The 26,228-nt window shown below is 66.3% G+C and carries 21 protein-coding genes; 13 read left to right on the top strand and 8 right to left on the bottom strand.

Annotated features, from left to right (window positions below; translation table 11 throughout):
- Genes ACS7SF_RS06685 through argE form a run of 4 tightly spaced genes read left to right on the top strand, consistent with a single transcriptional unit; the run spans window position 1 to window position 4,226 of the window.
- The gene (locus ACS7SF_RS06685; RefSeq protein WP_439892252.1) at window positions 1-915 is read left to right on the top strand and encodes an ABC transporter permease; all 915 of its coding nucleotides are present in this window, start codon (window positions 1-3) and stop codon (window positions 913-915) included.
- Window positions 912-1,931, top strand: coding sequence for an ABC transporter ATP-binding protein (locus tag ACS7SF_RS06680; protein WP_439892251.1), 1,020 nt, complete (start codon window positions 912-914; stop codon window positions 1,929-1,931). The genes ACS7SF_RS06685 and ACS7SF_RS06680 overlap by 4 nt, the downstream gene beginning before the upstream one ends.
- Window positions 1,928-2,995 carry an ABC transporter ATP-binding protein gene (locus ACS7SF_RS06675; protein ID WP_439892250.1) on the top strand — a complete coding sequence of 356 codons (1,068 nt, stop codon included), beginning with the start codon at window positions 1,928-1,930 and terminating at the stop codon, window positions 2,993-2,995. The genes ACS7SF_RS06680 and ACS7SF_RS06675 overlap by 4 nt, the downstream gene beginning before the upstream one ends.
- Window positions 2,996-3,026: 31 nt before the next feature.
- Window positions 3,027-4,226, top strand: coding sequence for an acetylornithine deacetylase (gene argE, locus ACS7SF_RS06670; RefSeq protein ID WP_439892249.1), 1,200 nt, complete (start codon window positions 3,027-3,029; stop codon window positions 4,224-4,226).
- Window positions 4,227-4,299: 73 nt separating this feature from the next.
- Here argE and ACS7SF_RS06665 read toward each other — a convergent pair whose 3' ends face one another.
- The 4 genes from ACS7SF_RS06665 to ptsP all read right to left on the bottom strand — a co-directional run bounded on the left by ACS7SF_RS06665 (window position 4,300) and on the right by ptsP (window position 10,891).
- Complete coding sequence (locus tag ACS7SF_RS06665; protein WP_439892248.1) at window positions 4,300-5,469, bottom strand: ABC transporter substrate-binding protein; 1,170 nt, start codon at window positions 5,467-5,469, stop codon at window positions 4,300-4,302.
- A 161-nt stretch (window positions 5,470-5,630) separates the two neighbouring features.
- A complete protein-coding gene (locus ACS7SF_RS06660; RefSeq protein ID WP_439892247.1) occupies window positions 5,631-7,337 on the bottom strand; it encodes a PTS fructose transporter subunit IIC in 1,707 nt (568 codons plus the stop codon).
- A gap of 33 nt (window positions 7,338-7,370) precedes the next feature.
- On the bottom strand, window positions 7,371-8,345 hold the full coding sequence (pfkB, locus tag ACS7SF_RS06655; RefSeq protein WP_439892246.1) for a 1-phosphofructokinase: 975 nt from the start codon (window positions 8,343-8,345) through the stop codon (window positions 7,371-7,373).
- Window positions 8,342-10,891, bottom strand: coding sequence for a phosphoenolpyruvate--protein phosphotransferase (ptsP, locus tag ACS7SF_RS06650; RefSeq protein WP_439892245.1), 2,550 nt, complete (start codon window positions 10,889-10,891; stop codon window positions 8,342-8,344). The genes pfkB and ptsP overlap by 4 nt, the downstream gene beginning before the upstream one ends.
- Before the next feature lie 216 nt (window positions 10,892-11,107).
- On the opposite strand from ptsP, the gene ACS7SF_RS06645 reads away from it, so the two are divergent.
- The 4 genes from ACS7SF_RS06645 (at window position 11,108) to ACS7SF_RS06630 (ending at window position 17,233) form a co-directional block, all read left to right on the top strand.
- On the top strand, window positions 11,108-12,097 hold the full coding sequence (locus ACS7SF_RS06645) for a LacI family DNA-binding transcriptional regulator (protein ID WP_439892244.1): 990 nt from the start codon (window positions 11,108-11,110) through the stop codon (window positions 12,095-12,097).
- 70 nt (window positions 12,098-12,167) lie between these two features.
- On the top strand, window positions 12,168-14,264 hold the full coding sequence (locus ACS7SF_RS06640; protein WP_439892243.1) for a molybdopterin-containing oxidoreductase family protein: 2,097 nt from the start codon (window positions 12,168-12,170) through the stop codon (window positions 14,262-14,264).
- Window positions 14,265-14,274: 10 nt separating this feature from the next.
- On the top strand, window positions 14,275-15,363 hold the full coding sequence (locus ACS7SF_RS06635) for an aminopeptidase (protein ID WP_439892242.1): 1,089 nt from the start codon (window positions 14,275-14,277) through the stop codon (window positions 15,361-15,363).
- A 160-nt stretch (window positions 15,364-15,523) separates the two neighbouring features.
- A complete protein-coding gene (locus ACS7SF_RS06630; protein ID WP_439892241.1) occupies window positions 15,524-17,233 on the top strand; it encodes a long-chain fatty acid--CoA ligase in 1,710 nt (569 codons plus the stop codon).
- 48 nt (window positions 17,234-17,281) lie between these two features.
- Here ACS7SF_RS06630 and ACS7SF_RS06625 read toward each other — a convergent pair whose 3' ends face one another.
- A complete protein-coding gene (locus ACS7SF_RS06625; protein WP_439892240.1) occupies window positions 17,282-18,397 on the bottom strand; it encodes a DJ-1/PfpI family protein in 1,116 nt (371 codons plus the stop codon).
- Window positions 18,398-18,638: 241 nt separating this feature from the next.
- On the opposite strand from ACS7SF_RS06625, the gene ACS7SF_RS06620 reads away from it, so the two are divergent.
- A complete protein-coding gene (locus tag ACS7SF_RS06620; protein ID WP_439892239.1) occupies window positions 18,639-19,592 on the top strand; it encodes a GlxA family transcriptional regulator in 954 nt (317 codons plus the stop codon).
- 63 nt (window positions 19,593-19,655) lie between these two features.
- On the opposite strand, the gene trhA is transcribed toward ACS7SF_RS06620, so the two are convergent.
- Window positions 19,656-20,273 carry a PAQR family membrane homeostasis protein TrhA gene (gene trhA, locus ACS7SF_RS06615; RefSeq protein ID WP_439892238.1) on the bottom strand — a complete coding sequence of 206 codons (618 nt, stop codon included), beginning with the start codon at window positions 20,271-20,273 and terminating at the stop codon, window positions 19,656-19,658.
- A gap of 59 nt (window positions 20,274-20,332) precedes the next feature.
- Here trhA and arfB point away from each other — a divergent pair, with 59 nt between their 5' ends.
- Window positions 20,333-20,767 carry an alternative ribosome rescue aminoacyl-tRNA hydrolase ArfB gene (arfB, locus tag ACS7SF_RS06610; RefSeq protein WP_439892237.1) on the top strand — a complete coding sequence of 145 codons (435 nt, stop codon included), beginning with the start codon at window positions 20,333-20,335 and terminating at the stop codon, window positions 20,765-20,767.
- Between the two features lie 6 nt (window positions 20,768-20,773).
- Here arfB and ACS7SF_RS06605 read toward each other — a convergent pair whose 3' ends face one another.
- The gene (locus tag ACS7SF_RS06605) at window positions 20,774-22,090 is read right to left on the bottom strand and encodes an MFS transporter (protein WP_439892236.1); all 1,317 of its coding nucleotides are present in this window, start codon (window positions 22,088-22,090) and stop codon (window positions 20,774-20,776) included.
- Between the two features lie 160 nt (window positions 22,091-22,250).
- Entirely contained in the window at window positions 22,251-23,426 is a 1,176-nt protein-coding gene (locus ACS7SF_RS06600; RefSeq protein WP_439892235.1) for a porin, read from the bottom strand.
- A gap of 387 nt (window positions 23,427-23,813) precedes the next feature.
- Between ACS7SF_RS06600 and coq7 the strand changes: the two genes are divergently transcribed.
- The 3 genes from coq7 to rsmH all read left to right on the top strand — a co-directional run bounded on the left by coq7 (window position 23,814) and on the right by rsmH (window position 26,219).
- The gene (gene coq7 / locus ACS7SF_RS06595; protein WP_426395150.1) at window positions 23,814-24,449 is read left to right on the top strand and encodes a 2-polyprenyl-3-methyl-6-methoxy-1,4-benzoquinone monooxygenase; all 636 of its coding nucleotides are present in this window, start codon (window positions 23,814-23,816) and stop codon (window positions 24,447-24,449) included.
- 372 nt (window positions 24,450-24,821) lie between these two features.
- A complete protein-coding gene (gene mraZ / locus ACS7SF_RS06590; protein ID WP_024979191.1) occupies window positions 24,822-25,250 on the top strand; it encodes a division/cell wall cluster transcriptional repressor MraZ in 429 nt (142 codons plus the stop codon).
- A gap of 9 nt (window positions 25,251-25,259) precedes the next feature.
- Window positions 25,260-26,219, top strand: coding sequence for a 16S rRNA (cytosine(1402)-N(4))-methyltransferase RsmH (gene rsmH / locus ACS7SF_RS06585; RefSeq protein ID WP_439892234.1), 960 nt, complete (start codon window positions 25,260-25,262; stop codon window positions 26,217-26,219).
- The last annotated feature ends 9 nt before the right edge of the window (window positions 26,220-26,228 follow it).

The following is a 26,228-nucleotide window of genomic DNA, read 5'->3' as shown; positions in this document are numbered from 1 at the left end:
ATGACGACTTCCGCTGCAACCCCGGCCAAACCGGCCGCCGAAGAAACCCCGCTGCGCCGCTTCGTGCGCCAGTTCTGCGCCAGCCGCATCGCCGTGATTGGCGTGATCGTGCTGGCCATCATCATCATCGTGGCGATCTTTGCCCCGTGGATTGCGCCGCAAAACCCGTACGACCTCGCCAAGCTGGACGTGCTCGATTCGCGCCTCGCACCCGGAGAGAAATCCGGCGAGGGGATGACCTTCCTGCTCGGCTCCGATGACCAGGGCCGCGACATCCTCTCCGCCATCCTGTATGGCCTGCGCATCAGCGTGGGCGTGGGCGTGGTGAGCACAGTGTTTGCGCTGGTACTCGGCACGGTGCTCGGGCTGATCGCCGGCTTTGCGGGGGGGCGCATCGAGTCGCTCATCATGCGCGTGGCCGATCTGCAGCTGTCGTTTCCGCCGATCTTGCTGGCGCTGATCCTGCTCGCGCTGCTCAAGCCGGGCATCACCAACATCGTGATCGCACTGGTGGCGGTGCAGTGGGCGTACTACGCACGCACCACGCGCAGCGCCGCGCTCGTCGAGCGCCGGCGCGAGTACATCGAGGCGGCGCAGGTGCTGGGCCTGCCGCCGTCGCGCATCATGTTCCGCCACCTGCTGCCGAACTGCCTGCCGCCGCTGATCGTGATTGCTGCGCTGCAGGTCGCATCCGCCATCACGCTGGAGGCGACGCTGTCCTTCCTCGGCCTGGGCGTGCCGATCACGCAGCCGTCGCTCGGCCTGCTGATCGCCAACGGCTTTCAATACATGCTGTCGGGCAAGTACTGGATCAGTTTCTTCCCGGGGCTGGCGCTGCTGCTGACCATCGTGTCGATGAATCTGGTGTCGGACCAGCTTCGCGACGTGCTCAACCCACGCCTGCAAACGCTATGACGACGCCCGCTTCTAGCAAACCGACGCTCGTCGTCGAGGGCCTGAAAACCGAGTTCGCCACACGCGGCGGCATTGCCCGTGCGGTGGACGACGTGTCGTTCACCGTCGGCCGCGGCGAGATCATGGGCCTGGTCGGTGAATCCGGCTCCGGCAAATCGATGACGGGCTATTCGATCATGGGCCTGGTGGACACACCGGGCCGCGTGGTGGGTGGCCGAATCGAACTGACGGGCCGCGATGGCAAGACGCACGATCTGCGCAAGCTCTCCGCCGGCCAGATGCGCGACATGCGCGGCAACCGCATCGCCATGATCTTTCAGGACCCGATGATGACGCTGAACCCGGTCCTGCGCGTGGATACGCAGATGATCGAGGCGGTGCTTGCCCACCAGCGCGTGAGCAAAGCACAGGCACGCGAGATGTCGCGCGAGGCGTTGGCGCGGGTCGGCATTCCGTCGCCGGACGAACGGCTGACAGCGTATCCGCACCAGTTCTCGGGCGGCATGCGCCAGCGTGTGGCGATTGCCATTGCGCTGCTCAACAAGCCCGATCTGATCATCGCCGACGAGCCGACCACGGCGCTGGACGTCACCATCCAGGGCCAGATCCTGGCCGAGGTCCAGACCCTGTGCCGTGAGAGCGGCACCGCGCTGATCTGGATCACGCATGACCTGTCCGTGGTGGCCGGCCTGGCCGACAGCGTGTGCGTAATGTACGCCGGCCGCATCGTGGAACAGGGCAGCGTGCAGCAGGTGCTGGAGGCGCCGCGCCATCCGTACACGTTCGGGCTGATCGCCTCGGCGCCGTCGCGCAACCCGCGTGGCGCACCGCTGCGGCAGATTCCCGGCATGACGCCGTCGCTGCTGGCGCTGCCCACGGGCTGTGCGTTCCGCGAGCGCTGTGCCTTCGCCACCGACATCTGCAAGCAGACGCCCTCACTCGATGTGCTCGACGATGGCCGCGCACTGCGCTGCTTCCACCCCGTAACCGTCCGCCCCGAGGAGGCCACCGCATGAACGCCAAGCATCCCGAACACGATGCGGCTGTGCGCATGGGGACCAGCGAGGCAACGTCCACGGAACCGCTAGTGCCGATCCTCTCGCTGCAAGGCATGTCGAAGCGCTTCGTGAAAGGGCTCGACCTTTCCGCGCGCATCGCTAACTGGTTTGGCGCGGGCGTGCAGGAAGAGGTGGTGCACGCGGTGGATCATGTGGATCTCGATATTGCTGCCGGCGAAGTCGTTGGCCTGGTCGGCGAATCCGGCTGCGGCAAATCCACACTCGGCCGCCTGGCCGTGGGCCTGCACAAGCCGACCGCCGGCACGCGCCTGTGGAAGGGCGTAGACCTCGACCGCCTGCCGCCCGAGCGCCGCCGTGAAAAGCAGCTCGCCATCCAGATGATTTTTCAGGACCCGTACGCGTCGCTCAACCCGCGCATGCGCGTGCAGGACATCGTCGGCGAGGCGCCGGTCGTGCACGGCATGGTCGATGCCGCTGCGCAGCGTGATTACGTGGCCGATGTGCTCACCCGCGTCGGCCTGGACCCGACCGTGATGCGCCGCTTTCCGCATCAGTTTTCGGGTGGACAACGCGCGCGTATCGGCATTGCCCGAGCGCTGGCGGTCAAGCCGGAATTCCTCGTCTGCGATGAATCGGTGGCGGCGCTCGATGTGTCGATCCAAGCCCAGGTGCTGAACCTGTTCATCCGCCTGCGCGAGCAGTTGAACCTCACGTACCTCTTCATCAGCCACGACCTGGGCGTGGTCAAGCACGTGAGCGATCGCGTGGTCATCATGTACCTCGGCCGGGTGGTGGAGTCCGCGCCCACGGAGGCGATCTTCGCGTCGCCCAACCACCCGTACACGCAGGCGCTGTTGGCCGAAGCGCCTACACTGGAAGTCCGCAAGAAGACCTACGTGGCGATCTCGGGCGAGATTCCCTCGCCGCTGCATCCGCCCCCCGGCTGCCATTTCCATCCGCGCTGCCCGCATGCCATGCCGCGCTGCAAAACGGAGCAGCCGGTGCTCAAGGAGATTGCACCACTGCGGTTTTCAGCCTGCCATCTGAACGATCAAGCCTGAACGATCCAGCCCAAATCGCGCGCTCACCACCATGTCCATCGCCATCCAACAGCCGTCCGATGAGGTTCTGCAACTGATCCGTACGCTGGTGGCGTTTGACACCGTCAGCCGCAACTCCAACCTTGGCCTGATCGAATGGGTGCGCGACCGCCTGCGCGCCCAAGGTGCCGAGTGCCGCCTGACGTACGACGCGACCGGCGGCAAGGCCAACCTGTTCGCTACGCTCTCACCGGGGCGCAAGCCGGGTCTGGTGCTCTCTGGCCATACCGACGTGGTCCCTGTCGACGGCCAGCCGTGGGACACCAACCCCTTCGACGCACAACTGCGCGATGGCCGCCTGTACGGGCGTGGCACTGCCGACATGAAGAGCTTCATTGCCGTTGCACTCGCGCACGTGCCTGACTTCATGGCGGCAGGGGAGCGAGGGGGTGACGCCAGCTTTCACTTGTCGCTGTCGTACGACGAAGAGATCGGCTGCGTCGGCGTGCGCGGCCTGCTGCGCGATCTGGAAGCCAACGGCATCAGGCCTGCCGGCTGCATCGTCGGCGAGCCCACCTCGATGCGCGCCATCGTCGCGCACAAAGGCAAACGCGAATACCGCTGCTGCGTGCGCGGCAAGGAGGCGCATTCGGCGCTGACGCCACAGGGCGTGAATGCCATCGAATTTGCTGCGCTGCTGATCGCGCATCTGCGCACCATTGCCGCGCGGCTTGAAGCGGAGGAGGCACGCGACGGTGCCTTTGTCGTTCCGCATACCACGCTCAATACCGGCACGATCCAAGGCGGTATCGCCACCAATGTGGTGCCGCGCGATTGCGAATTCACCTTCGACTTCCGCTATCTGCCCGGCACCGATCCGGACCAGCTCTTTAGCGAAATCGAGCGCTACGCCCACGACACGCTGCTGCCGCAAATGCGCCGTATCGCCAGCGATGCCGACATCAGCTTCGCCATCAAAGCCAACACACCGGGCCTATCGATTGCGCCCTCACACGAACTCGTTGCGCTGGCGCAAGCGTTGGCCGACAACCGGGGCTCAGCAGGCAAAGTCGACTATGGCACCGAGGCCGGCCTGTTCTCCCGCGCGGGCATCCCCACGGTGGTCTGCGGCCCCGGCAATATCGAACAGGCCCACAAGCCCAACGAGTACATCGAGCTCACGCAGATCGCCCAATGCGAGGCGTTCATGCGGCGGCTGGCACAGCGGCAACCGCAGTTGCAGCCGGCGTAGGCGCAAAAAAACCGGGCACGTGGCCCGGTTCTTTTTTGCGGCGATTTGGAGGCGATTTTGAGTCGATTCACACTCAGCGAATCACCTGCCCACTCGAATTGATGATCGTCATCTCGACGAACTTCGACCCGACGTGGTTGCTCGGCGAGAAGTTGACGTTGAACCCGCCCACGTCGTAATTGCCCATCGACTCCAGCGCCCCGATGAACTTCTCGCGCGTGAGGTCGCGTCCTGCGCGCTTGAGACCTTCCACAAACACGCGCGCGGCGACATAGCCCTCGATGCTGCCGTAGTCGAAATCGGTGATGCCCTCGGCCTTCAGCAGCTTTTGGTAATCGCGCACCACCGGCGATGCGCCGCTATACGGATACGGCATCACCTGCGAGATGACCACGCCGCCGCCGGCCTTGCCCAGTGTGTCGGCCAGAGCCTTGGTGCCCACAAACGACACGTTGTAGAACTGGCCCGCATAGCCCTGTTCCTGCGCACTCTTCACGAGCGCGGCCACGGTCTGGTAAGCGCTGATGACGACGACGGCGTCCGGCTTTTGCGCCAGCACGTTGCTGATGGCCGCCTTCACGTCCGTGGTGTTGCGCGCCACGGTGGCTTGCGCGACCAGCGCCACGCCCTGTCCGGCGGGGAGCTTGAGTGCACGTTGCACGCCATCGATGCCGGCCTTGCCGTAGGCATCGTCGTTGTAGACCACGGCAATGCGCTTGAGACCGGTCGTGCGGATCTGCTGGACGATGGCAGCAGTCTCGTCGTTGTAGCTGGCACGCACGTGGAACACGTTGTGCGCGAACGGCTCGCGCAGCGCCGAGGCCCCCGAATACGGCGCAAAGAACGGCACGCCCGCCGGGTTCGCCACCTTGAGCGCGGCCAGGCTGGTGGGCGTGCCCACGTAGCCGAACAGGGCGAAAACCTTGGTGTCGTCGATCAGCGTCTTGGTATTGCGCGCGGCGGCGTCGGGCTCGTAGAAGTCGTCGAGCACCTTGAGCTCGATCTTGCGGCCGTTGACGCCGCCTGCCGCGTTGACGGCGTTGAAGTACAGCTTGGCGCCGCGGTTCATCTGCTGGCCGAGCTGGGCGGCCGGACCGCTCATCGGCGCGGATTGGCCGACGACGATGGTGTCGTTGGTGACGCCGGTTTCTGCTTGTGCCGGACTTGCGGCTGCCATTGTTGTGATGCCGATGGCGCTGACTGCGAACGCCGCCAGCCGCCGCGTGATGCTGCGTGCCTGCATGGCTCTTCCCCCGAAGAAAGTTACATTTGTATTGCCGGCATCATAGCGAAACAGGCTGGGCTGGCAAACCAAATCGGGGCGTTTACGGCAGTTTTGAGCGTTTTTGAGACACAAAAGCCGCGTGATGTGCGCGGCTCCTTTCAGCAACAGGCGATGGCGCGTCAGCTTGCCTCGGCAACGCGGCGCTTCATCACCGCCAGCAGCACCGCGGTGATGACGGTGCCGGCTACCAGCGCGATCACGTAGCCGCCCAGGTGCGTGACGGCATTCGGAATCGGCAGCACGAAGGCGCCGCCGTGCGGTACGCGCAACTCCACACCGAACAGCATCGACAGCGCCCCGGTGCACGCCGAGCCGACCACCAGGGCGGGAATCACGCGCAGCGGGTCACGTGCCGCATAGGGGATCGCGCCCTCGCTGATGAATGCGAGGCCGAGCACGGCGGTGGCGCGGGCGGCTTGGCGCTCATCGCTGGTAAAGCGCGAGGGGAACAGCCATGCCGCCAGCGCAATGCCCAGCGGCGGGGTCATGCCGGCGGCCATGGTGGCGGCCATCGGCGTGTAGACCTGGGCGCCGATCAGGCCCGTGCTGAAGGCATAGGCCGCCTTGTTGATGGGGCCACCCATGTCGAATGCCATCATGCCGCCCAGCAGCGCCCCCAGCGGGACGGCGTTCGCGCCCTGCATGCCGCGCAGCCAGTTGGTGAGCGAACCCAGCAATGCCGCCACCGGCGCACCCACTACGTACAGCATCACCAGGCCGGTGAGCAGGCAGCCCAGCACCGGCAGGATCAGCACGGGCTTGAGGCCTTCCAGATTGCGCGGCAGCTTCAGCCAGCGGTTGAGCGCGTCCGTGCCGTAGCCGGCCACGAAGCCCGCCACGATGCCGCCAATGAAACCCGCCCCCAGACTGGCCGCCAGCATGCCGCCGACCATGCCCGGAGCAATGCCGGGCCGGCTGGCGATCGAATAGGCGATGTAGCCGGCCAGCGCCGGCACCATCAATGCAAAGGCCGACTTGGCGCCGATCTGGAACAGGGCGCCGCCCAGCGTGCCGCTTGCCGAAGCCTCGGTCACGTAGATGCCGCCGAGCGCAAAGGACAGCGCAATCAAGATGCCGCCCGCCACCACGAAGGGCAGCATGAACGACACGCCGGTCATCAGGTGCTTGTACGGGCCGGTGCGCTGTTGTTCGGCGGGGGCGGCGGCGTTGGCCGACCCGGTGGCAGCGGCTTCCGCCTTGGCCTCGTCCAGCGCGCGGCGGATCAGCGTCTGTCCGTCGTGGATGGCCGCCTTGGTGCCGGCCCGGAAGACGCGCTTGCCGCCAAAGCGCGACGCGTCGACCTGCGTGTCCGCGGCAATCAAGACGAGGTCGGCATCCGCAATGGCTTCGGCAGACAGCGTGTTCTGTGCCCCCACCGAGCCTTGCGTTTCCACGTGGATGGTGTGGCCCAGCGCGGCAGCGGCTTGCGTCAACGCTTCGGCCGCCATGAAGGTATGCGCGATCCCGGTCGGGCACGAGGTGATGGCGACGATGCGCTTCGGCGTTGCCTGGGCGGCGGGCGCCGGCGCGCCGTGGACCATGCGTTCGAGCACGGCGCGCGCATTGTCGAGCACCTCGTCGATCGTGACCTCGATCGTGCGCGGGTTGGCCTGGCGCGCGGCGTTGTCCGGGGAGACGCCCGCCCACACGACGGCATCGGCAGTCGACAGCGCCTTGGTATCGACCGAGGGCAGCGTGTCCGGGCCGCGTACATCTACGTCGAGCTTGCAGCCGGATTCGCGTGCGGCGTGGCGCAGGGCGGCTCCGGCGAGCATGGCGCGGGTGGTGCGGCCGTCCGCGCCGAGAATTGCCAACAGGTTTGCCATGGTTGGCTCCTTGATGTAGTTGACTGCGGGCGCTCAGGCCACGCGTTGCATGCGGACTGCGGCGGCGTGTTCGCGCACCTGCGCGGGTGCCGGCAGGTGGGGCCCAAGGCGCTGCAGCTTGCAGGCGGCAAAGGCCACGGACAGGCGCACGGTGTCTTCGGTGCTCGCGCCGGCATGCCAGCCGGCCAGCACGCCGGCCACCATGGCATCGCCTGCGCCGACGGTGCTGGCGGCGCGCACGGGCGGCAGGCTGGCCTGCCACGTGCCGTCTTCGCTGACGAACAGCGCGCCGTCTTCACCCAGCGAGACGATGACCTGTGCGACCCCGCGCGCATGGATGCCGCGTGCCGCGTCTACGACGTCTGTCAGCGTGGGCAGCGTGGTGCCGGCCCACAGTTCCAGCTCGTGCCGGTTCGGCTTGACCGCCGTCGGCAGGGCATTGCGTGGCGCCGCCAGCGCCTGCGCGAGCGGTGCACCGCTGGTGTCGAGCAGGGTGCGCAGGCCGCGTTGGTTCAACCGCGCAAGCAACTGTGCATAGGTATCGGCGGGCAGCCCGCCCGGCAGGCTGCCGCACAGCGCAACGCCTGCCACGTCAGCAACCGCGTCGATGCGTCTGCACAGCGCTTCCACATCCGCCGGCGTGGCATCGATGCCGGGGAGGTTGATGTCGGTGGTCTGCCCGTCGGAGGCGTCGCTGATCTTGATGTTGGTGCGGTTGCTGCCCGGCACGCGGCAGAAGCCATCCAGCACGCCCTTGCGCGCGAACAGCGCTTCGAACAACTCCGCGTTGGCGTCGCCCAGCAGGCCGGTGGCTACCACGGGCACGTGCCAGTCGGCCAGGCAGCCGGCCACGTTGACGCCCTTGCCGCCGGCCTGGTGCGTGACGCTGCGGCCGAGGTTGACGCGGCCGCGTTCGAGGTGGTCCAGCCCCACTGTCATGTCGATGGCCGGATTGAGGGTCACGGTGACGATGCGTGCGCTTGCGCTTGTACTTGTCTTCGTACTCATGCTGCGGCCTGCTCCTTGCCGATGGCCTTGGGCATGGCTGCTTCCAGTGCGCGCACGTCCTGGGCGGACGCGCAGGCGAGGGCACGGTTGGCCAGTGCGCTGAGCGCGGTGAAATCCGCTTCGCGCAGCCGCGCCTTGACGGGCGGAATGTCGCGCGGGCTCATCGACAGCTCGTGCACGCCCAGGCCGGTCAGCAGCAACGCGCCGAACGGATCGCCCGCCAGGCCGCCGCACACGCCCACCCAGCGTTTCTGGCGCGCTGCACCTTGCACAGTCTGTTGGATCAGGCGCAGCACGGCGGGGTGCAGGCTATCGGCCTCGGCGGCGAGATCCGGGTGCTGGCGGTCGATCGCCAGCGTGTATTGCGTGAGGTCGTTGGTGCCGATGGAGAAGAAGTTGACATGCTCGGCCAGCCGGTCGGCGAGGAGCGCGGCGGCCGGCACCTCCACCATGATGCCCAGCGGCACGTGGGGCGCGTTCACTTGCGTGCGGATGCGCTCGCATGCGGCGCGCAGGGCGATGACTTCGCTCTCCGAGGTGATCATCGGGAACATGATCGACAGGGCGCTGCTGTCGCCATGCTCGCCGGCATCACGCGCGGCGCGATACAGCGCACGCAACTGCGGCTCCATCAGGTCGGGCCGGCGCAGCAGCAGGCGCGCGCCGCGCACACCGAGGAAGGGGTTTTCCTCCGTGGGCAGGTTCAGGTGAGGCACCTGCTTGTCGCCACCGATGTCGAGCGTGCGCACGATCAGCGGACGGCCGTTCAGGGCCTTGAGCATCTCGGCGTAGACGGCGTATTGGGTGTCTTCGTCGGGCGTGTGGTCGCGTTCGAGGAAGAGGAATTCCGTGCGCATCAGGCCCACGCCTTCCGCGCCCAGCGTAATGGCTTCGGCGGCCTGCGCGGGCAGGTTGACGTTGGCGGCAATCTCCACCGTGTGGCCGTCGCGGGTACGGGCGGGCAGGCTGCGTTCAGCCTGTTCGCGTTGCGTGCGTGCGGCGTCTTCCTGCAGCCAGGCGCGCGCGCTGGCGACGGTGGCGGCGTCCGGGTCCAGCACCATCCGGCCGCCGGTGCCATCCACGATAACCTGCGTGCCAGGAGCCACATCCAGTACAGCGGGACCGGCGGCCACGACGGCGGGAATGCCCAGCGTGCGCGTCAGGATGGCGGTGTGCGAGGTCGGCCCGCCTTGCGCGGTGACGATGCCGAGGATGCGGCGCGTATCCAGCGCGGCGGTGTCCGATGGCGACAGGTCAGCCGCAACGAGGATGCACGGCGTGTCCGGCAGCGTCTGCGACGTGCCCCGCAACGCTGGATCGATGTGCCCCAGCACGCGCCGCCCTACGTCGCGCAGGTCAGCCGCACGCGCGGCCAGCAACGGGTTGCCCAGCGCAGCCAGCCGCTCGGCCAGCCGCTCCACCGCCTGATGCCACGACCAGGCCACGCCGTGGCCTTCGACCATGGCCTGGCAGGTCAGCGTCATCAGGTCGGTGTCGCCGAGTAATTCCGCTTGGGCCTTGAAGATACCGGCTTCGGCCTCGCCAATGCGCGTGGCGGTGTCGTGGGCGAGGGCGGCCAGTTCGGTGCGTGTGTCGGCCAGGGCCTTGTCCAGCAGGTCGCCGCCCGTGCTCAGTGCGACGGGGTGATCGGGCACCGTGGCCGCGCCATGCTGCAGCACGTGGACCGGCCCGATCGCCAGCCCCGGGCTTGCCGCAATGCCACCGATGGCGGGCGCGGCGGCGTCGGCTTGCCAGCCGTGCGCGGTCTGGCGTGCGCGGGCGGCTTGCGTATCGCGCGCGGCCTGGGCCCGTTCCTGCGTGGTCAGGCCGCGGATGGTGTGCTGCAGGCTGTCGAGCGCGGCGGCCGCGTCCGGACCTTCGGCGGACAGCGTCAGCGTGCTGCCAGCGGCGAGCCCCAATTGAAGCAGCGCGACGAGGTTCTTGGCATCGGCCGTCTCATCACCATGGCGGACCTGGATGCGTGCAGCAAACCGGCGCGCGGCTTCCACCCACTGCGCGGCGGGTCGGGCGTGCAGGCCGCTGGGGTACTCCAGCACGAGCGTGCGCTGCTCGGCGAGGTCCGTGCCCGGGGCGCTTGCCACCGGGGGCGGCACGTCGTTCGAGAGCGCGGCGACGATCTCTTCAGCGTTGCGCGTGGTGAAGAGCTGCCGCAGTCGCACGTCATCGTTGAGCAGGCGCGTCAGCCGGCGCAGCAGTGCGATGTGCTCATCCGACTGCGCGGCAATGGCGAAGACCAGATGCGTCGTTTGCCCGGGGTGCCATTCCAGCCCCTCGGGAAACTGCAGCACGGCAATGCCCGTCTGGCGGATCAGGTGACGGTCTTCGCCCATGCCGTGCGGGATGGCGACGCCGTGGCCGAGGAAGGTGTTGGCCACGGTTTCGCGGCGCAAGAGGCTGTCGATATAGGCGGGGTCGATGCAGCCGGAATCGGCCAGCAACTGGCCGGCGGCGCGGATGGCGCTGGCCTTGTCGGTGGCGTGCTGCTGCAAGCGGATGCGTTCGGCGCTGATCAGGGCGGAAGCCATGCGGCGGAGTCTCCTGCGGCTGCCGGGCTCGTACGGCCCGGCATACATGTCATCAATGATGGCGAATTGAAATCGATTACAGTTGGGGTGTCAATGTGCACTGCCGCGTAAAGTGACGGCTATTCCGCTGTTTACGGGGTTTTCCCTGAGAGGCGCCAACATTGGTCGCGGTGTCGCCTTTCGCTATCATGAGGTTTTTGTGGAAACGATTTCAGCATGACGGTTCGGATCAAGGACGTGGCGGCGGCGGCGGGCGTGTCGGTGGCGACCGTGTCGCGCGCGCTGGCCGGCGGCCCTGTGAGCGTGGAGCTGCGCAAGCGCGTGGATGCGGCGGTGGCGGCGTCGGGATACCGGCCGAACCTGTCGGCGCGGCGGCTGCGCTCCCAGCAGGCGCAGACGGTCGGGCTGATCGTGTCGGACATCCGCAACCCGTTCTTCACCAGCGTCAGCCGCGCGGTGGAGGACGCCGCCTACGCCGCTGGCCTGCGTGTGATCCTCTGCAACTCCGATGAAGACCCGGAGAAGGAAGCGATGTACCTGCGCCTGATGGCGGAGGAGCGTGTGACCGGGGTGATCCTTTCCCCAACGCGCAGCATTGCCGAGGCGCAGCAACCGGTGGACCTGGGTTACCCGGTGGTGCTGATCGACCGCGCCGGCCCGGCATGTGGCGTGGATGCCGTGGTGCTCGACAACCAGCAGGCCGCGCAGGGGTTAGCTGAGCACTTGGCATCGCAGGGCTATCGCCGCATCGGCGGGCTGTTCGGGCGCACCAGCAGCACCGGCGCCGAGCGCCAAGCCGGGTTTGCCTCCGCACTGGCGCGCAATGGGCTGACGGCTGAGACGCGCTTCATCCTGCCCACCGCCGAGGCGGCCGAGGCCGAAACGCTGGCGTGGCTCTCCAGCGGTGAGCGGCCCGACGCGCTGGTCGCCAGTAACGCGCAATCGCTGCTGGGCGTGCTACGGGCGCTGCGCCGCCTGTCGCTGGAGGTTCCGCGCGACATCGCCGTGGCAGGCTTCGATAACGAGCCGTGGACGGAACTGGCCGGCCCCGGCATCACCGTGATCGAGCAGCCGGTGTACGACATCGGCCGCATGGCGATGGCGATGTTGCAGGATCGCCTTGCACAGCCTGATTTGCCAACGCGCCGTGTCTTGCTGACCGGGCGTTTGGTCACACGAGGTTCCACGCCCCAGCGTGGCGTGTAGCGCGCGATTACAATTTCCGGATCATCGCGGCCGCATCGGTTATCGGGCCGCCACTACTCCGGAGTCCCCGATGTCCACCCAAGTCATCCGTGCCGCCTGCCCGCACGACTGCCCTGACACCTGCGCCTTGCTCGTCACCGTGGAAGACGGCCGCGCCACCCGCGTGCAGGGGGACCCGGACCACCCGACCACGGCCGGCGTGCTCTGCACCAAGGTCAACCGCTACACCGAACGCACGTATCACCCGAACCGCCTGCTTACGCCGATGAAGCGCGTGGGTGCCAAGGGCGAGGGCAAGTTCGAACCCATCACCTGGGACGAGGCGCTCGACACCATCGCCGCGCGCCTGGGCGACATTGCGGCGCGCAACCCGGAAGGCATCCTCCCGTACAGCTATGCCGGCACCATGGGGTTGGTGCAGGGCGAGAGCATGGCCGCGCGCTTTTTCCACAAGCTGGGGGCATCGCTGCTCGATCGCACGATCTGCGCGTCGGCCGGTGCGACGGCGCTGCGCTACACGTACGGGGCGAGCCTCGGCATGGACATCGAGCACGTGCAGGACGCCAAGCTGATCCTGATCTGGGGCGCCAACCCGATCGCCTCGAACCTGCATTTCTGGACGCGCGCGCAGGAAGCCAAGCGGCGCGGCGCCACGCTGGTGGCGATTGACCCATACCGCTCGCTGACGGCCGAGAAGTGCCATCGCCATCTGGCTGTGCGCCCCGGCACCGATGCGGCGCTGGCGCTGGCGATGATCCACGTGCTGATCCGCGACGACTTGCTCGACCACGATTACATCGCCAACCACACGCTCGGCTTCGACGCGCTGCGCGAGCGCGCGCAGCAATACACGCCGGAATACGCGGCCACGCTGTGCGGCATCGACGCGGCGGACATCGAGTGGCTCGCCACGCTGTACGGCACGACGGTGGTGCGCGACAAGCAACCGGCCGCCATCCGCCTGAACTACGGTATGCAGCGCGCGCACGGCGGCGGGCAGGGCGTGCGTGCGGTGGCGTGTCTCCCGTCGCTGGTGGGGGCGTGGCGCGATGCGGCGGGCGGGCTGCAGCTGTTGACGTCGGGCTTCTTCCCGGTCGACAACGCGAAGCTGCAGCGCCCGGACCTGCTGCCAACTTGGCCGAACATGCCGCGCACCATCAACATGAGCACCATCGGCGATGCGCTGCTGCATGCGGGCGATGCATCGTTCGGCCCGAAGGTGGAGTCGGTGGTCGTCTACAACAGCAACCCGGTGGCTGTGGCGCCGGACTCGCGCAAGGTCGCGGCCGGCTTTGCGCGCGAAGACCTGTTCACCGTGGTGCTGGAGCACTTCCAGACCGACACCGCCGATTACGCCGACATCCTTCTGCCCGCCACCACGCAGCTTGAACACGTGGATGTGCACAAGGCTTACGGCCATACCTACGTGCTGGCCAACAACGCCGCCATCGCCCCGATGGGGCAGTCGCTGCCGAACACCGAGATCTTCCGCCGCATCGCGCAACGCATGGGCTTTACCGAGGCGTGCTTTGCCGATTCCGACGACGACATCGCCGCCCAGGCCATCCGCCGTGACGACCCGGCCGCCGCGCATATCGACTGGGAAACGCTCAAGCGCGAGGGCTGGCAGAAGCTGGCGCACCCCGCCGCGCCACTCGCGCGTGGCGGCTATCGCACGCCGTCCGGCCGCTGCGAGTTCTATTCCGAGCAGATGGCCAAGGACGGCCTCGATCCGCTACCCGGCTACGTGCCGCCGTACGAATCGGCCATCAGCACGCCGGAGCTGGCCAAGCGTTACCCGCTGTCGATGATCTCGCCGCCGGCGCGCAATTTCCTGAACTCGACCTTCGTCAACGTCGACAGCCTGCGCAGCACCGAAGGCGAGCCGCACCTCGACATCCACCCTGACGATGCACTGCCGCGCGGCGTGGTCGACGGCGAACTGGTCCGCATCTTCAACGACCGCGGCACCATGCAGGCGCGCGCCCGCGTGACGGATCGCGCGCGGCGCGGCGTGGTCGTCGGCCTGTCGATCTGGTGGAAGAAGCTGGCGCCCGACGGCACCAACGCCAACGAGCTGACGAGCCAGCGCCTGACCGACATGGGCCGGGCGCCTACCTTCTACGACTGCCTGGTCGAGGTCGCGCCCGTCGCGCAGGCCGCCTGACGAGGCCGCGATGCGTGGCGTTCGCGCGCTGTGCGTGGTGTTGTCGCTGGCCGGTTTTGCACTGCTGACCGGTTGCGACACTCTCGGCTATTACTACCAGTCGGTCACCGGGCACCTTTCGTTGATGGCGCAGCGCGAGCCGATCGACAAGGCTATCGAAGACGCCCGCACCGTGCATAACGACAAGCTCGCCAAGCGGCTGGAGGATGCCCGCAGCATCCGCATCTACGCCTCGCGCGAGTTGGCGCTGCCAGATAACGGCAGCTACCGCGTCTACGCCAACCTGAAGCGCCCGTTCGCGGTGTGGAACGTGTTTGCCGCGCCGGAGCTCTCGGTCAAGCTCAAGGAGTGGTGCTTCCTCATCGTCGGCTGTGTGACCTATCGCGGCTACTACGACCGCAATGCCGCAGAGGCCTATGCCGACACGCTGCGCGCGCAGGGTTTGGACGTGGATGTGGCCGGCATTCCTGCGTATTCCACACTGGGTTATTTCGATGACCCGCTGCTCAACACCTTCGTCGGCCTGCCCGAGGGCGAGCTGGCGCGTCTGATTTTTCATGAGCTGGCGCACCAGGTGGCCTACGCCAAGGGCGATACCGCGTTCAACGAATCCTTCGCCACCACGGTCGAGACGATTGGCGTCGAGCGCTGGCTGGCCGATGCCGCCACCCCGGAAACGCGCGCGGAATACGCCACATACGACGCCCGCCGCGTACAATTCCGCGCCCTGCTGCTGGCGTACCGCGATCGGCTGGAAGCGCTGTACGCGAGTTCACTGTCCGACGAGGAGAAACGAACGGCCAAGCGCGCCACCTTCGCGAGCCTGCAGACGGATTACGCCAAGCTGAAGGCAAGCTGGGGCGGCTACACCGGCTACGACCGCTGGTTTGCGCAGCCGCTGTCGAACGCGCACTTGGGCGCCGTGGCGAGCTACCTGGAATGGGTGCCCGCCTTCACGGCGCTGTACCACCGCGACGGCGGCGACTGGGCGCGCTTCTATGCCGACGTCAAAGCACTGGCGCGCGAGCCGAAACCCCAGCGGGACGCCGCATTGCGCGCCTTGGCGCCCACAGCGGGAAGTGATGCAAAAGGCGGTTGATGCACCCGTTTTTAAGCGGCCTCAAGGGCCCGAGGGAACTGTCTAAGTTATTGTTTTGACAAAAACATCCGCGTAGGATGCCGAAAAAAACGAACGACCATTCGCAAAATTCGCGAGTTCGCAAATTCGAATAATCGACAATCGCCCAGGAGACACACCCATGGATAAACCGTGGCTGAAGCAGTACCCCGCTGGGGTGCCGGCCGACATCGATGCGTCGCAGTATCGATCGCTGGCCCATCTGCTTGAGGATTCGTTTCAGAAGAACCGCAACCGCCGTGCGTTTGAATGCATGGGCAAGGTGCTGACCTACGGCGAGATCGATACGCACTCGCGCCAACTGGCGGCGTGGCTGCAATCGCGGGGCCTGGCACCCGGCGCCCGCGTTGCGCTGATGATGCCGAACGTGCTGCAGTATCCGGTGGCGTTGGCCGCCGTGCTGCGTGCGGGCTATGTGGTCGTCAACGTCAACCCGCTCTACACCCCGCGCGAACTGGAACACCAGCTCAAGGACAGCGGCGCCGAAGCCATCATCATCCTGGAGAACTTCGCGACGACGCTGCAGCAGGTGCTGCCCAACACGCCGGTCAAGCACATCGTCGTGGCCAGCATGGGCGACATGCTTGGCGGCCTCAAGGGCATGCTGGTCAACTTCGTCGTACGCAGCGTCAAGAAGATGGTGCCGGCGTGGGAGTTGCCCAACTGCATCCGCTTCAACACCGCGCTGGAAGAGGGCGCCAAGCAGACGCTCAAGCCCACCTCCGTCGGCCCCGACGACGTGGCCTTCCTGCAGTACACCGGCGGCACGACCGGCGTGTCAAAGGGCGCGACACTGCTGCACCGGAACATCGTCGCCAACGTGCTGCAGTCCGAAGCGTGGATGAACCCGGCGCTCACCAAGCCGGGCCGCGATGGTCGCATGCTGGCTGCGGACGAAGAGATCGTCACCATCACCGCGCTGCCGCTGTATCACATCTTCGCGCTGACGGTGTGCTGCCTGCTGTCGATGCGCAAGGGCGGGCTGGCGGTGCTGATCCCGAACCCGCGCGACATCCCGGGCTTCATCAAGGTGCTCAAGCAGTACCGCTTCCACATGTTCCCGGCCGTGAACACGCTGTACAACGCGCTGCTGAACAACCCCGAGTTCAAGAACGTCGATTGCTCCAACCTGCGCGTGGCCAACGGCGGCGGCATGGCGGTGCAGGAAGCCGTGGCCAAGAAGTGGCTCGAGGTGACGGGCTGTCCGATCATTGAAGGTTATGGCCTGTCGGAAACCTCACCGTCGGCCATCTGCAACCCGACCAATACCGACACCTTCTCGGGCACGGTCGGCCTGCCGATTCCGGGCACGGAAATCGCCATCCGCGACGACGAGGGGCACGACCTGCCGATCGGCCAAGCGGGCGAGATCTGCATCCGCGGCCCGCAGGTCATGGCCGGCTACTGGAAGCGCCCCGACGAAACCGCCAAGGTCATGTACGCCGACGGCTTCTTCAAGACCGGCGACGTGGGCGTGATGGACGAGCGCGGCTACACCAAGATCGTCGATCGCAAGAAGGACATGATCCTGGTGTCGGGCTTCAACGTGTACCCGAACGAGGTCGAGGGCGTGGTGGCGATGTGTCCGGGCGTGCTGGAAGTGGCCGCCGTGGGCGTGCCGGACGTGCACTCGGGCGAGGTCGTCAAACTGTTCGTGGTGCGCCGCGATCCGACGCTCACCGAAGAGAAGCTGCAGGAGTTCTGCAAGGAGCAGCTCACCGGCTATAAGCGCCCGAAGTTCATCGAGTTCCGCAACGAGCTGCCGAAGACCAACGTTGGCAAGATCCTGCGCCGTGAGCTGCGCGACGAGGCGATGAAGAAGCGTGCCTGAGTCTGCGTAAGTGCAAGGAAAAAGCCGCGAGAGATCGCGGCTTTTTTTTCATCGCGCCCCTGCCACGGGCCACGGGTATTCGAGCTGAAGTGCCACGAATGCGGCCGTGTCGCTGCCGTGTCGTTGCGCGATGCGCGTCAGCGCCGTGTTCAGCGCAACGACTGGCGGCTGGGCCGGCGTTGCGCCCATCAGCGGCTGCAGGGCCTGCGCGTCGGCATTGGTGCGATCTGGCAAGAATACGAGGCCGCTCGCCATGCGCACGCCAGTCAAGGTATCAGCGGTGCCCAGCACGCGTGTGAAGTATGTGCGGGCATGGGCGTCCGCCACCAGCGCCAGGGCGACATCGTCGTCGCCGGGGCGTAGCGCGGCACCCAGGCTCTCGCGCTGCCAGAGCGCCACCATGTTGTGAGCGGCCGTATACACGTGGCGCGGGCTGAGCCGGAAAGCCGCGCTTGCATGCGCGCTGGACCAGTTTGGCGCACCGACTGCGTTGGCCACCACCTGCGCGCGCTCCGCACCGCCGAGCGTTTCGACCAGCGCTAGCGACACGGGCACTGACGCCGTGACGCCGGTGGTGGTGACGATGCGGTCATCGACCACATAGCGTTGCCCCGAGACCCATTCGGTCTGGGGAAATTGCCGCACGAGCGCCTGACGCGCATACCAATGGGACGTCGCACGACGACCCGTCAGCAGACCGGCACGCGCGAGCACCCAGACGCCATCGCACACGCCGATGATGGTGGCGCCCTTATCCCATTGCTGGCGAACCCAGGCGAGCAAGGCCGGGTCGTCGTCTTCGTGCACCGCCGGAACCACCACGTAGTCGGCGCCTTCCGGAAAACGGGCGTCGATCGCGGCAACATCGACATCGGGCTGGACACGAAAGGCCGGGAACAGCTGGATCGGTCCGGCTTCCATGCCGACGGCATAGACATCCGCCACGTCTGCGCGCTTGAGGATGCCGTAGGGCACCACGAAGTCCGTCAGCTCGGTGTTGGCGTTGTGTCCGATGACCGCCACCAGCGGTCGTGCGCGCCCAGGGTGACTTCGGTTAGCGGGGATGGCCGTTCGCACGGCGTGCGCTGCCGCGGTATCCGGCGCTGCCGGCACGCCGCCCGGGTCGCGGTGCACTTGCTGCGCAAAGCAGGTCGCCAACCCCACGAGTAAAACGCACAAGACCCTGCCGATCATTTTTGTGATTGGAGCCTTGCGTGGATAGGGGCGGGGCATGGAATCGGTGTCCGAATCGAAGAAGGCGCAGGGTAGCTTGACCCCTCCGGTGGCAGCAATGACAATTCCTTGCCGATTTCTGCCACTTCCAGATGCGCCATTCCGCTTTGTGATCCACGCCCACGCAACTTCAACATCCGGTGGGGATGCCCGCCCGTCATCTCCGCGGGTTGTGGCCGTACTCGCCTATCCCCACGTGCAGATGCTGGACGTGGCTGGCCCCGCCGACGTGTTCGCCATGGCCAATGCCTTCCATGCGGAGCCGGCCTACCGGGTGGTGCCGGTTTCCTCAGAGGGCGGCCTCGTGCGCTCCTCCAACGGCATCGCGCTGGAGACGGAACCGCTGGCGGCGCTGCCCCCTGCGGACGTCGATACCTTGATCATTGCCGGCGGCGAACGCGACGGGCTGGTTGCGGCCGCCACCGACGCGCCGCTGGCCCAGTGGGCACGCGATACCTGTGCGTTGGCGCGGCGTTTCGGTTCGGTGTGCACCGGCGCGTTCGTGCTGGCGCAGTGGGGTTTGCTCGACACGCATCGCGCCACCACGCATTGGGCGTCGGCGCATTTGCTGGCGCGGCACTACGCTGACGTGGCCGTCGAGCCAGATGCGCTCTACGTGCAGGACGGCAAGGTGTGGACCTCGGGCGGCGTGACGGCCGGCATTGATATGTGCCTGTCGATGGTCGACCAGGATCTCGGGCGCTGGGTGGCCGCGCGGGTGGCCAAGCAGCTCATCCTGTCCGTACGGCGGATGGGCAACCAATCGCAGTATTCACTGACGCTGGAAGCGCAATCTGGCCAGTACGCCGAACTGATCGACTGGCTGCGTGCTCACCTGCACGAGCCGATCGACGTGGAGCGCATGGCCGAGACCGCCGGCGAGGTTCCGCGCAGCTTTCACCGTCGCTTCCTCAAGGAAACCGGCATGACGCCGCGCGCATTTCTCGAGACCTTGCGGCTGCAAGCGGCCAAGGCGCGACTCGAAGCCGGGGAGTCCGTCAAACGTGCCGCGCGCGATACCGGCTTCGGCTCGGAGGCCCATTTGGCCAAGGCGTTTCGGCGCCGGTTTGCGCTGACGCCTTCGCTGTACCGGGCACAGTTCGGGCACGGAGTGCAGGCCGGATGAGCCTGCGAAGCTGAGATGCGTGAACGCGGCGAGGCGTTGCGCCGCGCTCGCAGATGCCGCGCCTTAGCCCACGTACAGCAGGATGCTCACAAACTGGCACGCACTGCCCGCCAGCACAAACAAATGCCAGATGCCGTGAAAGTGCCGCACGCGCTCGTCAAAGACAAAGAAGCCGATGCCTGCGGTATAGAGCGCTCCGCCTGCCACCAGCCACCACAGGCCCGGCGCGGGCAGGGCGGCCGCTAGCGGCCCCATGGCAATCAGCACCAGCCAACCCATCACCACGTAGATCAGTAGCGAGATAACGCGCGTGCGGCGGCCGATCCAGAGTTCCTGCGCAATGCCGATGGCCGCCAGCGCCCAGTTGACGCCGAACAGCGTCCAGCCCCAGGGGCCGCGCAGCGTCACCAGTGCAAACGGCGTGTAGCTGCCGGCAATCAGCAGGTAGATGGCGCAATAGTCCAGCCGCTGGAAGATGCCTTTAGCTGGCCCGCGCAGGCTGTGATACAGCGTCGAGATGGTGTAGAGCAAGACCAGCGTGGTGCCGTAGACCACGGAGCTGACCACCTTCCAGGCATCGTGGTGCAGCGCCGAGGCTGTCACCAGCACCGCCATGCCGGCGGCGGCGAGGATGGCTCCCACCAAGTGGCTGAAGCCGTTGAAACGTTCTCCGTGATACATGCGTTGATCTCTCCAGTCGAACTCGGTGGATGGGCATTCCGGCGAACTACAATCCCGCCATGCCTACCACCGACCTCAAAATCACACCCCATTTGTCCATTCCGGAATCGGAACTGGTCGAGCGCTTCGTGCGCGCAAGCGGGGCCGGTGGGCAGAACATTAACAAGGTATCGACGGCGGTGGAACTGCGCTTTGACATCGCCCAATCGCCTTCGTTGCCGGAAGCGGTGCGCGCTCGCCTGTTGGCAAAGCGCGATCGACGCTTGACCGACGAGGGCGTCTTCGTGATCGACGCGCAGCGCTTCCGGACCCAAGACCGCAACCGCCAGGATGCTCGTGAGCGGTTGGCGGCGTTCATCGCGACTGGGCTGTCGGTGCCCAAGTCGCGCATTGCTACCAAGCCCACGCGCGCATCCAAGATCCGCCGTTTGGAGGGCAAGCGCGCGCGTAGCGATATCAAGCGCGGGCGCTCCGGCGGCAGTTCGTGGGACTGACGCGGCTTACATCAAGCTCGCGTCGCGCGTCTCACGCATGCACAGCACGCCGATCAGGCTGACGGCCGCCGCCGTCGATACATACATCCCCACCCAGCTCAAGCCCCCCTGTGCCGCCAGCACCTGCGCGATATACGGCGCAATCGACGCGCCCAGAATGCCGCCCAGGTTGTACGACACCCCCGCGCCCGTATAGCGCACGTGGGTCGGGAACAGCTCCGGCAGCAGCGCACCCATCGGCGCGAAGGTCACGCCCATCAGGAACAGTTCGATGATGAGGAACAGCGCCACCAGCGGCGTCTGCCCGCTACCCAGCAGCGGCGCCATCGTGAAGCCCGACAGAATGGCCGCGATGATGCCGACGATCAGCACCGGCTTACGCCCGAAGCGGTCCGACGCCCATGCGGAAAGCGGCGTCGCCAGCCCCATGAACACCACCGCCAGGCAAAGCAAGCCCAGGAAGCTTGGCCGCGAGAAGTGCAGCGTGCTCACGCCGTACGACAGCGAGAACACGGTCGAGATATAGAACAGCGTGTAGCAGACCACCATGGCGAGCGCGCCCAAGAGCGTCGGCCACCAGTGGCGCGCCAGCAATTCCGCGATGGGCACCTTCACACGCTCTTGCCGATCGATGGCGGCCTGGAAGGCGGGCGTCTCGGCGATCTTCAAGCGCACATACAGGCCCAGCGCCACCAGCACCGCGCTCACCAGGAACGGCACGCGCCAGCCCCAGCTGCGGAACTGCTCATCCGACAGGGCGATCGCCAGTCCGAAGAACAACCCGTTCGACGCCAGGAAACCCACCGAGGGCCCCAACTGCGGAAACATGCCGAACCACGCGCGCTTGCCTGCTGGCGCATTCTCGGTAGCGAGCAGCGCTGCGCCGCCCCATTCACCGCCCAGGCCGATGCCCTGGCCGAAGCGCAATACACACAGCAGGACGGGCGCGAGCGTGCCGATGCTGTCATACCCCGGCACCAGCCCGATCAGGGTGGTCAACACCCCCATCACCAGCAGTGACGCGACCAAGGTCGATTTGCGCCCGATGCGATCGCCAAAGTGGCCAAACAGGAACGAGCCGATCGGCCGCGCAATAAAGGCGATGCCGAACGTGACGAACGCCGACAGCGCCTGCGCCGTGGCCGAGCCGTGCGGGAAGAACACCGGCCCGATCACCAGCGCGGCGGCTGTCGCATAGACGTAGAAATCGTAGAACTCGATGGCCGTGCCGATGAACGCCGCAAACACGATGCGCGAGCGGCTGGTCTGGCCTGCTGCCTCAGTGGCGGGCGCGGCCAGGGTTGGCGAAGTCGAAGAGGACATAGGGGTCTCCGGTGGGATTCGCATTGTTGTGGTGATGAAGGCCGCTCATTTTGCGCCGGGCCGGGGGCTCGCTCAACGGCGGCCCATGCAAAAAGGCACCCGAAGGTGCCTTCCTGCGCCCGCCAAGGAGAGGGGCGGCGGGCAAAAACAAAACTGCGCGTCAGAACTTGTGGCGAATACCGACGGCCGCGCCCAGCTGGCTGTTCGACTCCGGCGTGATGAAGTACGTCTGCGACGCCGCCGGCAGATAGCCGATCGACTGCTGGCCCGCGGCCGTCGGCGCATAGCCGATCGAATCCCAGTTAAGCGACGCATTGCGCGAGTAAGCCGCCGTGAAATACACGTCGGTACGCTTGGACAGGTTGTAGTCCGCAATGAAGTTCCACTGCTGCGGCTTGCGCGGGTTGACCACCGTGGTGCCGACGGTCGCTTCCTTGATGTTGTCGTAGTAGTACGACAGCGTCAGGCCCAGTGCGTTGGTTGCCTGGTAGTTCACGCCCAGCCAGTACAGATCGTCGCGGTGCGGCAGCAGCGCCGACACGGCGCCCGTCGACTGGGTTTGCGTGTTGCCGTAGCGGTAGCCGCCCATCACCTTGACCGGGCCGACCGTGTAGCTGGCGGCAATCGCCGCGCGCTTGTCGCGTGCGTAGTCGTTGCCGCCCGACAGGCCCAGTGCTTCCGCCGCCGTCAGCACCTTCACTTCGTCATACGCCACGCCCAAACCGAACGGGCCGGCAAAGTAGTTCGCGCCGATACCGTAGGCCGAGTTGGCGGTCTGGCTGCCTGCGCGCTCGCCGAATGCCCAGTGGCCTTCCACCGTCAGCGGGCCGAACGTGCCGTTGTACTTGATCACGTTGTCTTCGCGGAAGTTCGCGCCCAGCAGGCCAACCACCGGCTCCCACTGCGTGCCATAACCGCTTGGCGAGAAGTTCGCCATCATGTCGAAGATCGTGGTGTATTGCCGGCCCAGCGTGATCTTGCCCCAGTTGCCCTGCAGGCCCACAAACGCCTGCCGGCCGAACAGGCGACCGCCTTGCTGCGACTTGCCGTCATCCATCGAGAAGCCCGACTCCAGCACGAACAGGCCCTTGAGCCCGCCGCCGATGTCTTCAACGCCGCGCAAGCCCCAACGGTTGGAAGACAGACCGCCCGCCTGCATCGCCAGGCGCGAACCGCTGCTGCCCGGAATGGCGACGCCCGCCGCCGTTACGTTCTGCTCATGGTTGACGTATTCGACGTTGGCGTCGACCACGCCATACAGCGTCACACTCGACTGCGCCTGCGCAACACCCGCAAACGTGCCCAGCACTGCCAATGCCAGCAGCGATTTCTTCATCGGTCGGTCTCCAGATCTTATGTATTGAGTTCGGTGGCAGGCAGACCCTCCGTTCCCGTCTTCCCGCCCCATGACTTTCAAACGAAGCCGCTAACTAATGTAGCAACGCGTTACAGGGCTCGGTCGAAATTTGCGAACGAATGTTCGTAAACGCGCGTTTGCTGTCTGATCCGGACAACAGGCTGTTTCCGAATCGGAAATAGAAGCCCGATGTGCGCCGGCGATTCCTCACGGTTTTGGATGCGATCCACGTACCAACAGGGTTATCCCGTACAGTTGTGTTTGGTCGCCACGGATCTGATCGCGAGCAAAGCCGCGACCGGCGGCGGCCTTACAATGACGTCTGCGCCGCACCGTTGCCGCGGCGCGTTCTCAGGCTCGATCCGCATGCTCGATCATTTCCTCCCCGAATTCGACCGCGCCCTGCGCGCCGTGGCCGGCGTCACCCGCGCCAGCCGTCCGAACCCCGCCGATGCCGTCGTCTCCCAAATGGACGATGCCGCCAAGCTTTCCGAGGCCGATCGCCGCCATGCCGCCGGCCTGATGCGCGTGAACCATGTAGGCGAGGTCTGTGCCCAGGCGCTGTACCAAGGGCAAGCGCTGTTCGCGCGCGACCCTGCCATCCGCGCTCAACTCGACGAAGCCGCGCGGGAAGAGGAAGACCACCTTGCCTGGTGCGCCCAGCGCTTGCAAGAACTGAACGACCGCCCAAGCCTGCTCAACCCGCTGTGGTATGCCGGGGCGTTCGCTATCGGTGCCGTAGCCGGCCGCCTGGGCGACAAGATCAGCCTGGGCTTCGTTGCCGAGACCGAGCGCCAAGTCGAGCACCACCTCGACGGCCATCTCGACAAACTGCCCGAACAGGACACCCGCTCGCGCGCCATCGTCGCCCAGATGCGCGACGACGAAATCCGCCACGGCGACAACGCGCGCCAGGCCGGCGGCATCGATCTCCCGGCGCCCATCCGCCAAGCCATGCGTGCCGCGTCACGCGTCATGACCAGCACCGCCTACCGCATTTGATGCCCGTGCTGCGTCGCTTGACGGCGCACCACGCTCCCCCGTTCGCAGGAGTCAACCCGTTGCGGCGTTTTGTGCGCCGCGCGGGTGCTGGCTGCCCGGCGTTCTCTCACGTGGTTTCTCCATAATCCACGCTATCTCCTTCATTTGATTGGGAAAAGTCGTGTGAGCCTGTTTCGGGGTCGCGCTAAGTCATTGTTCTGATTGCAAATTTTCCCTCTCGCAGGCCGCCACAAGCCTTGACCGCCCAAAATCGTTCCTCTAAAGTGGGAAACAGTGTCAGAAAGTGTAGTTTTGTGGTTTGAAGAGGCCGTTTTGTGGCCCAGTTGACGGCGCGATCGTGAACGTCGCGGCTGTCCGGAGAGAGAATCCAACGTGTTCCAGGGTGCGTCGGCGCTGACGCTGGATGCCAAAGGGCGGATGTCCATTCCGTCGCGGCACCGCGAAGCGCTTCAGCTGCAGGCCGAGGGCCGGGTGACTGTGACCAAGCACCCGGACGGATGCCTCATGCTGTTTCCGCGCCCGGAGTGGGAACGCTTTCGCGAGCGCATTGCCGCGCTGCCGATGGAAGCCCACTGGTGGAAGCGGATCTTCCTGGGCAGCGCCGCTGATGTTGAGCTTGATACCGCCGGCCGTGTCCTCATCACCCCGGAACTGCGCACCGCGGCTTCCCTTGAACGCGATGTGATGCTGCTCGGCATGGGCAGCCATTTCGAAGTCTGGGACGCCGCCACGTACACCGCGAAGGAGCAAGCCGCCATGGCGCAAGGCATGCCCGACGCCCTCAAGAATTTCTCCTTTTGATGACGCGAGATGACAACCCAAGCCAGTACGGGACTGCGCCATCAAACGGTGCTCTTAGACGAAGCGGTCGATGCGCTGATCTGGCGCGACGACGGTATCTATATAGATGGAACCTTTGGGAGGGGCGGGCACAGCCGGCTCATCCTGGAACGGCTGGGGCCCGGCGGCAGACTTGTCGCCTTCGACAAGGACCCGGCAGCAATCACCGAAGCGGGCACCGTAGAGGATGCCCGCTTCGCTATTGAGCATGACAGCTTCGCGCAGATGGCCCAGTGCCTGGATGCGCGCGGCATTGAACGGGTGGCCGGTGTGCTGCTCGATCTGGGCATCAGCTCGCCGCAGATCGACGAAGGCGCACGTGGCTTCTCGTTCCGGATGGATGGCCCGCTCGACATGCGGATGGACACCACGCGCGGCATCACCGCAGCCCAATGGCTGGCCGAGGCTGACGAGCGCGACATTGCGAGGGTGATACGGGACTATGGGGAAGAACGGTTTGCTGTACAGATTGCAAAGGCGATTGTTGCTCGCCGGGGCCAATCCGGGGATCGAGGTCCTCTCGATCGCACATCCGAGCTTGCCGCGCTCGTGGCGCAAGCCGTCAAGACACGCGAGAAGGGTCAAGACCCTGCGACCCGCACCTTTCAAGCTTTACGGATTCACGTCAATCAAGAGCTTGCGGACCTCGAAACCGGTCTGAAGGCCGCCTTTGATCGCCTGGAAATTGGGGGACGTCTCGTCGTGATCAGCTTCCATTCGCTGGAAGACCGCATCGTCAAGCGCTTCATGCAGGCCCTGGCGCGCCCGGAGCAATCCGCCGCACCGGAACTGCGTCGGGCGCCGCTGCGTGCGCATGAGCTGCCGGCGCCGCAGTTGCGCCTGCTGGGCCGTGTGAAGCCGTCGGAGGCCGAGGTGTCGGCCAACCCGCGTGCGCGCTCGGCCATCATGCGCGTGGCTGAGCGCTGCTGATCGACAAGG

Origin of the sequence: Ralstonia sp. 25C, assembly GCF_051904805.1 — a bacterium.
Classification (GTDB): Bacteria; Pseudomonadota; Gammaproteobacteria; order Burkholderiales; family Burkholderiaceae; genus Ralstonia.
The sequence above is the reverse complement of the archived record's forward strand: the minus strand, read 5'-3'. Positions and strand labels throughout refer to the sequence as shown.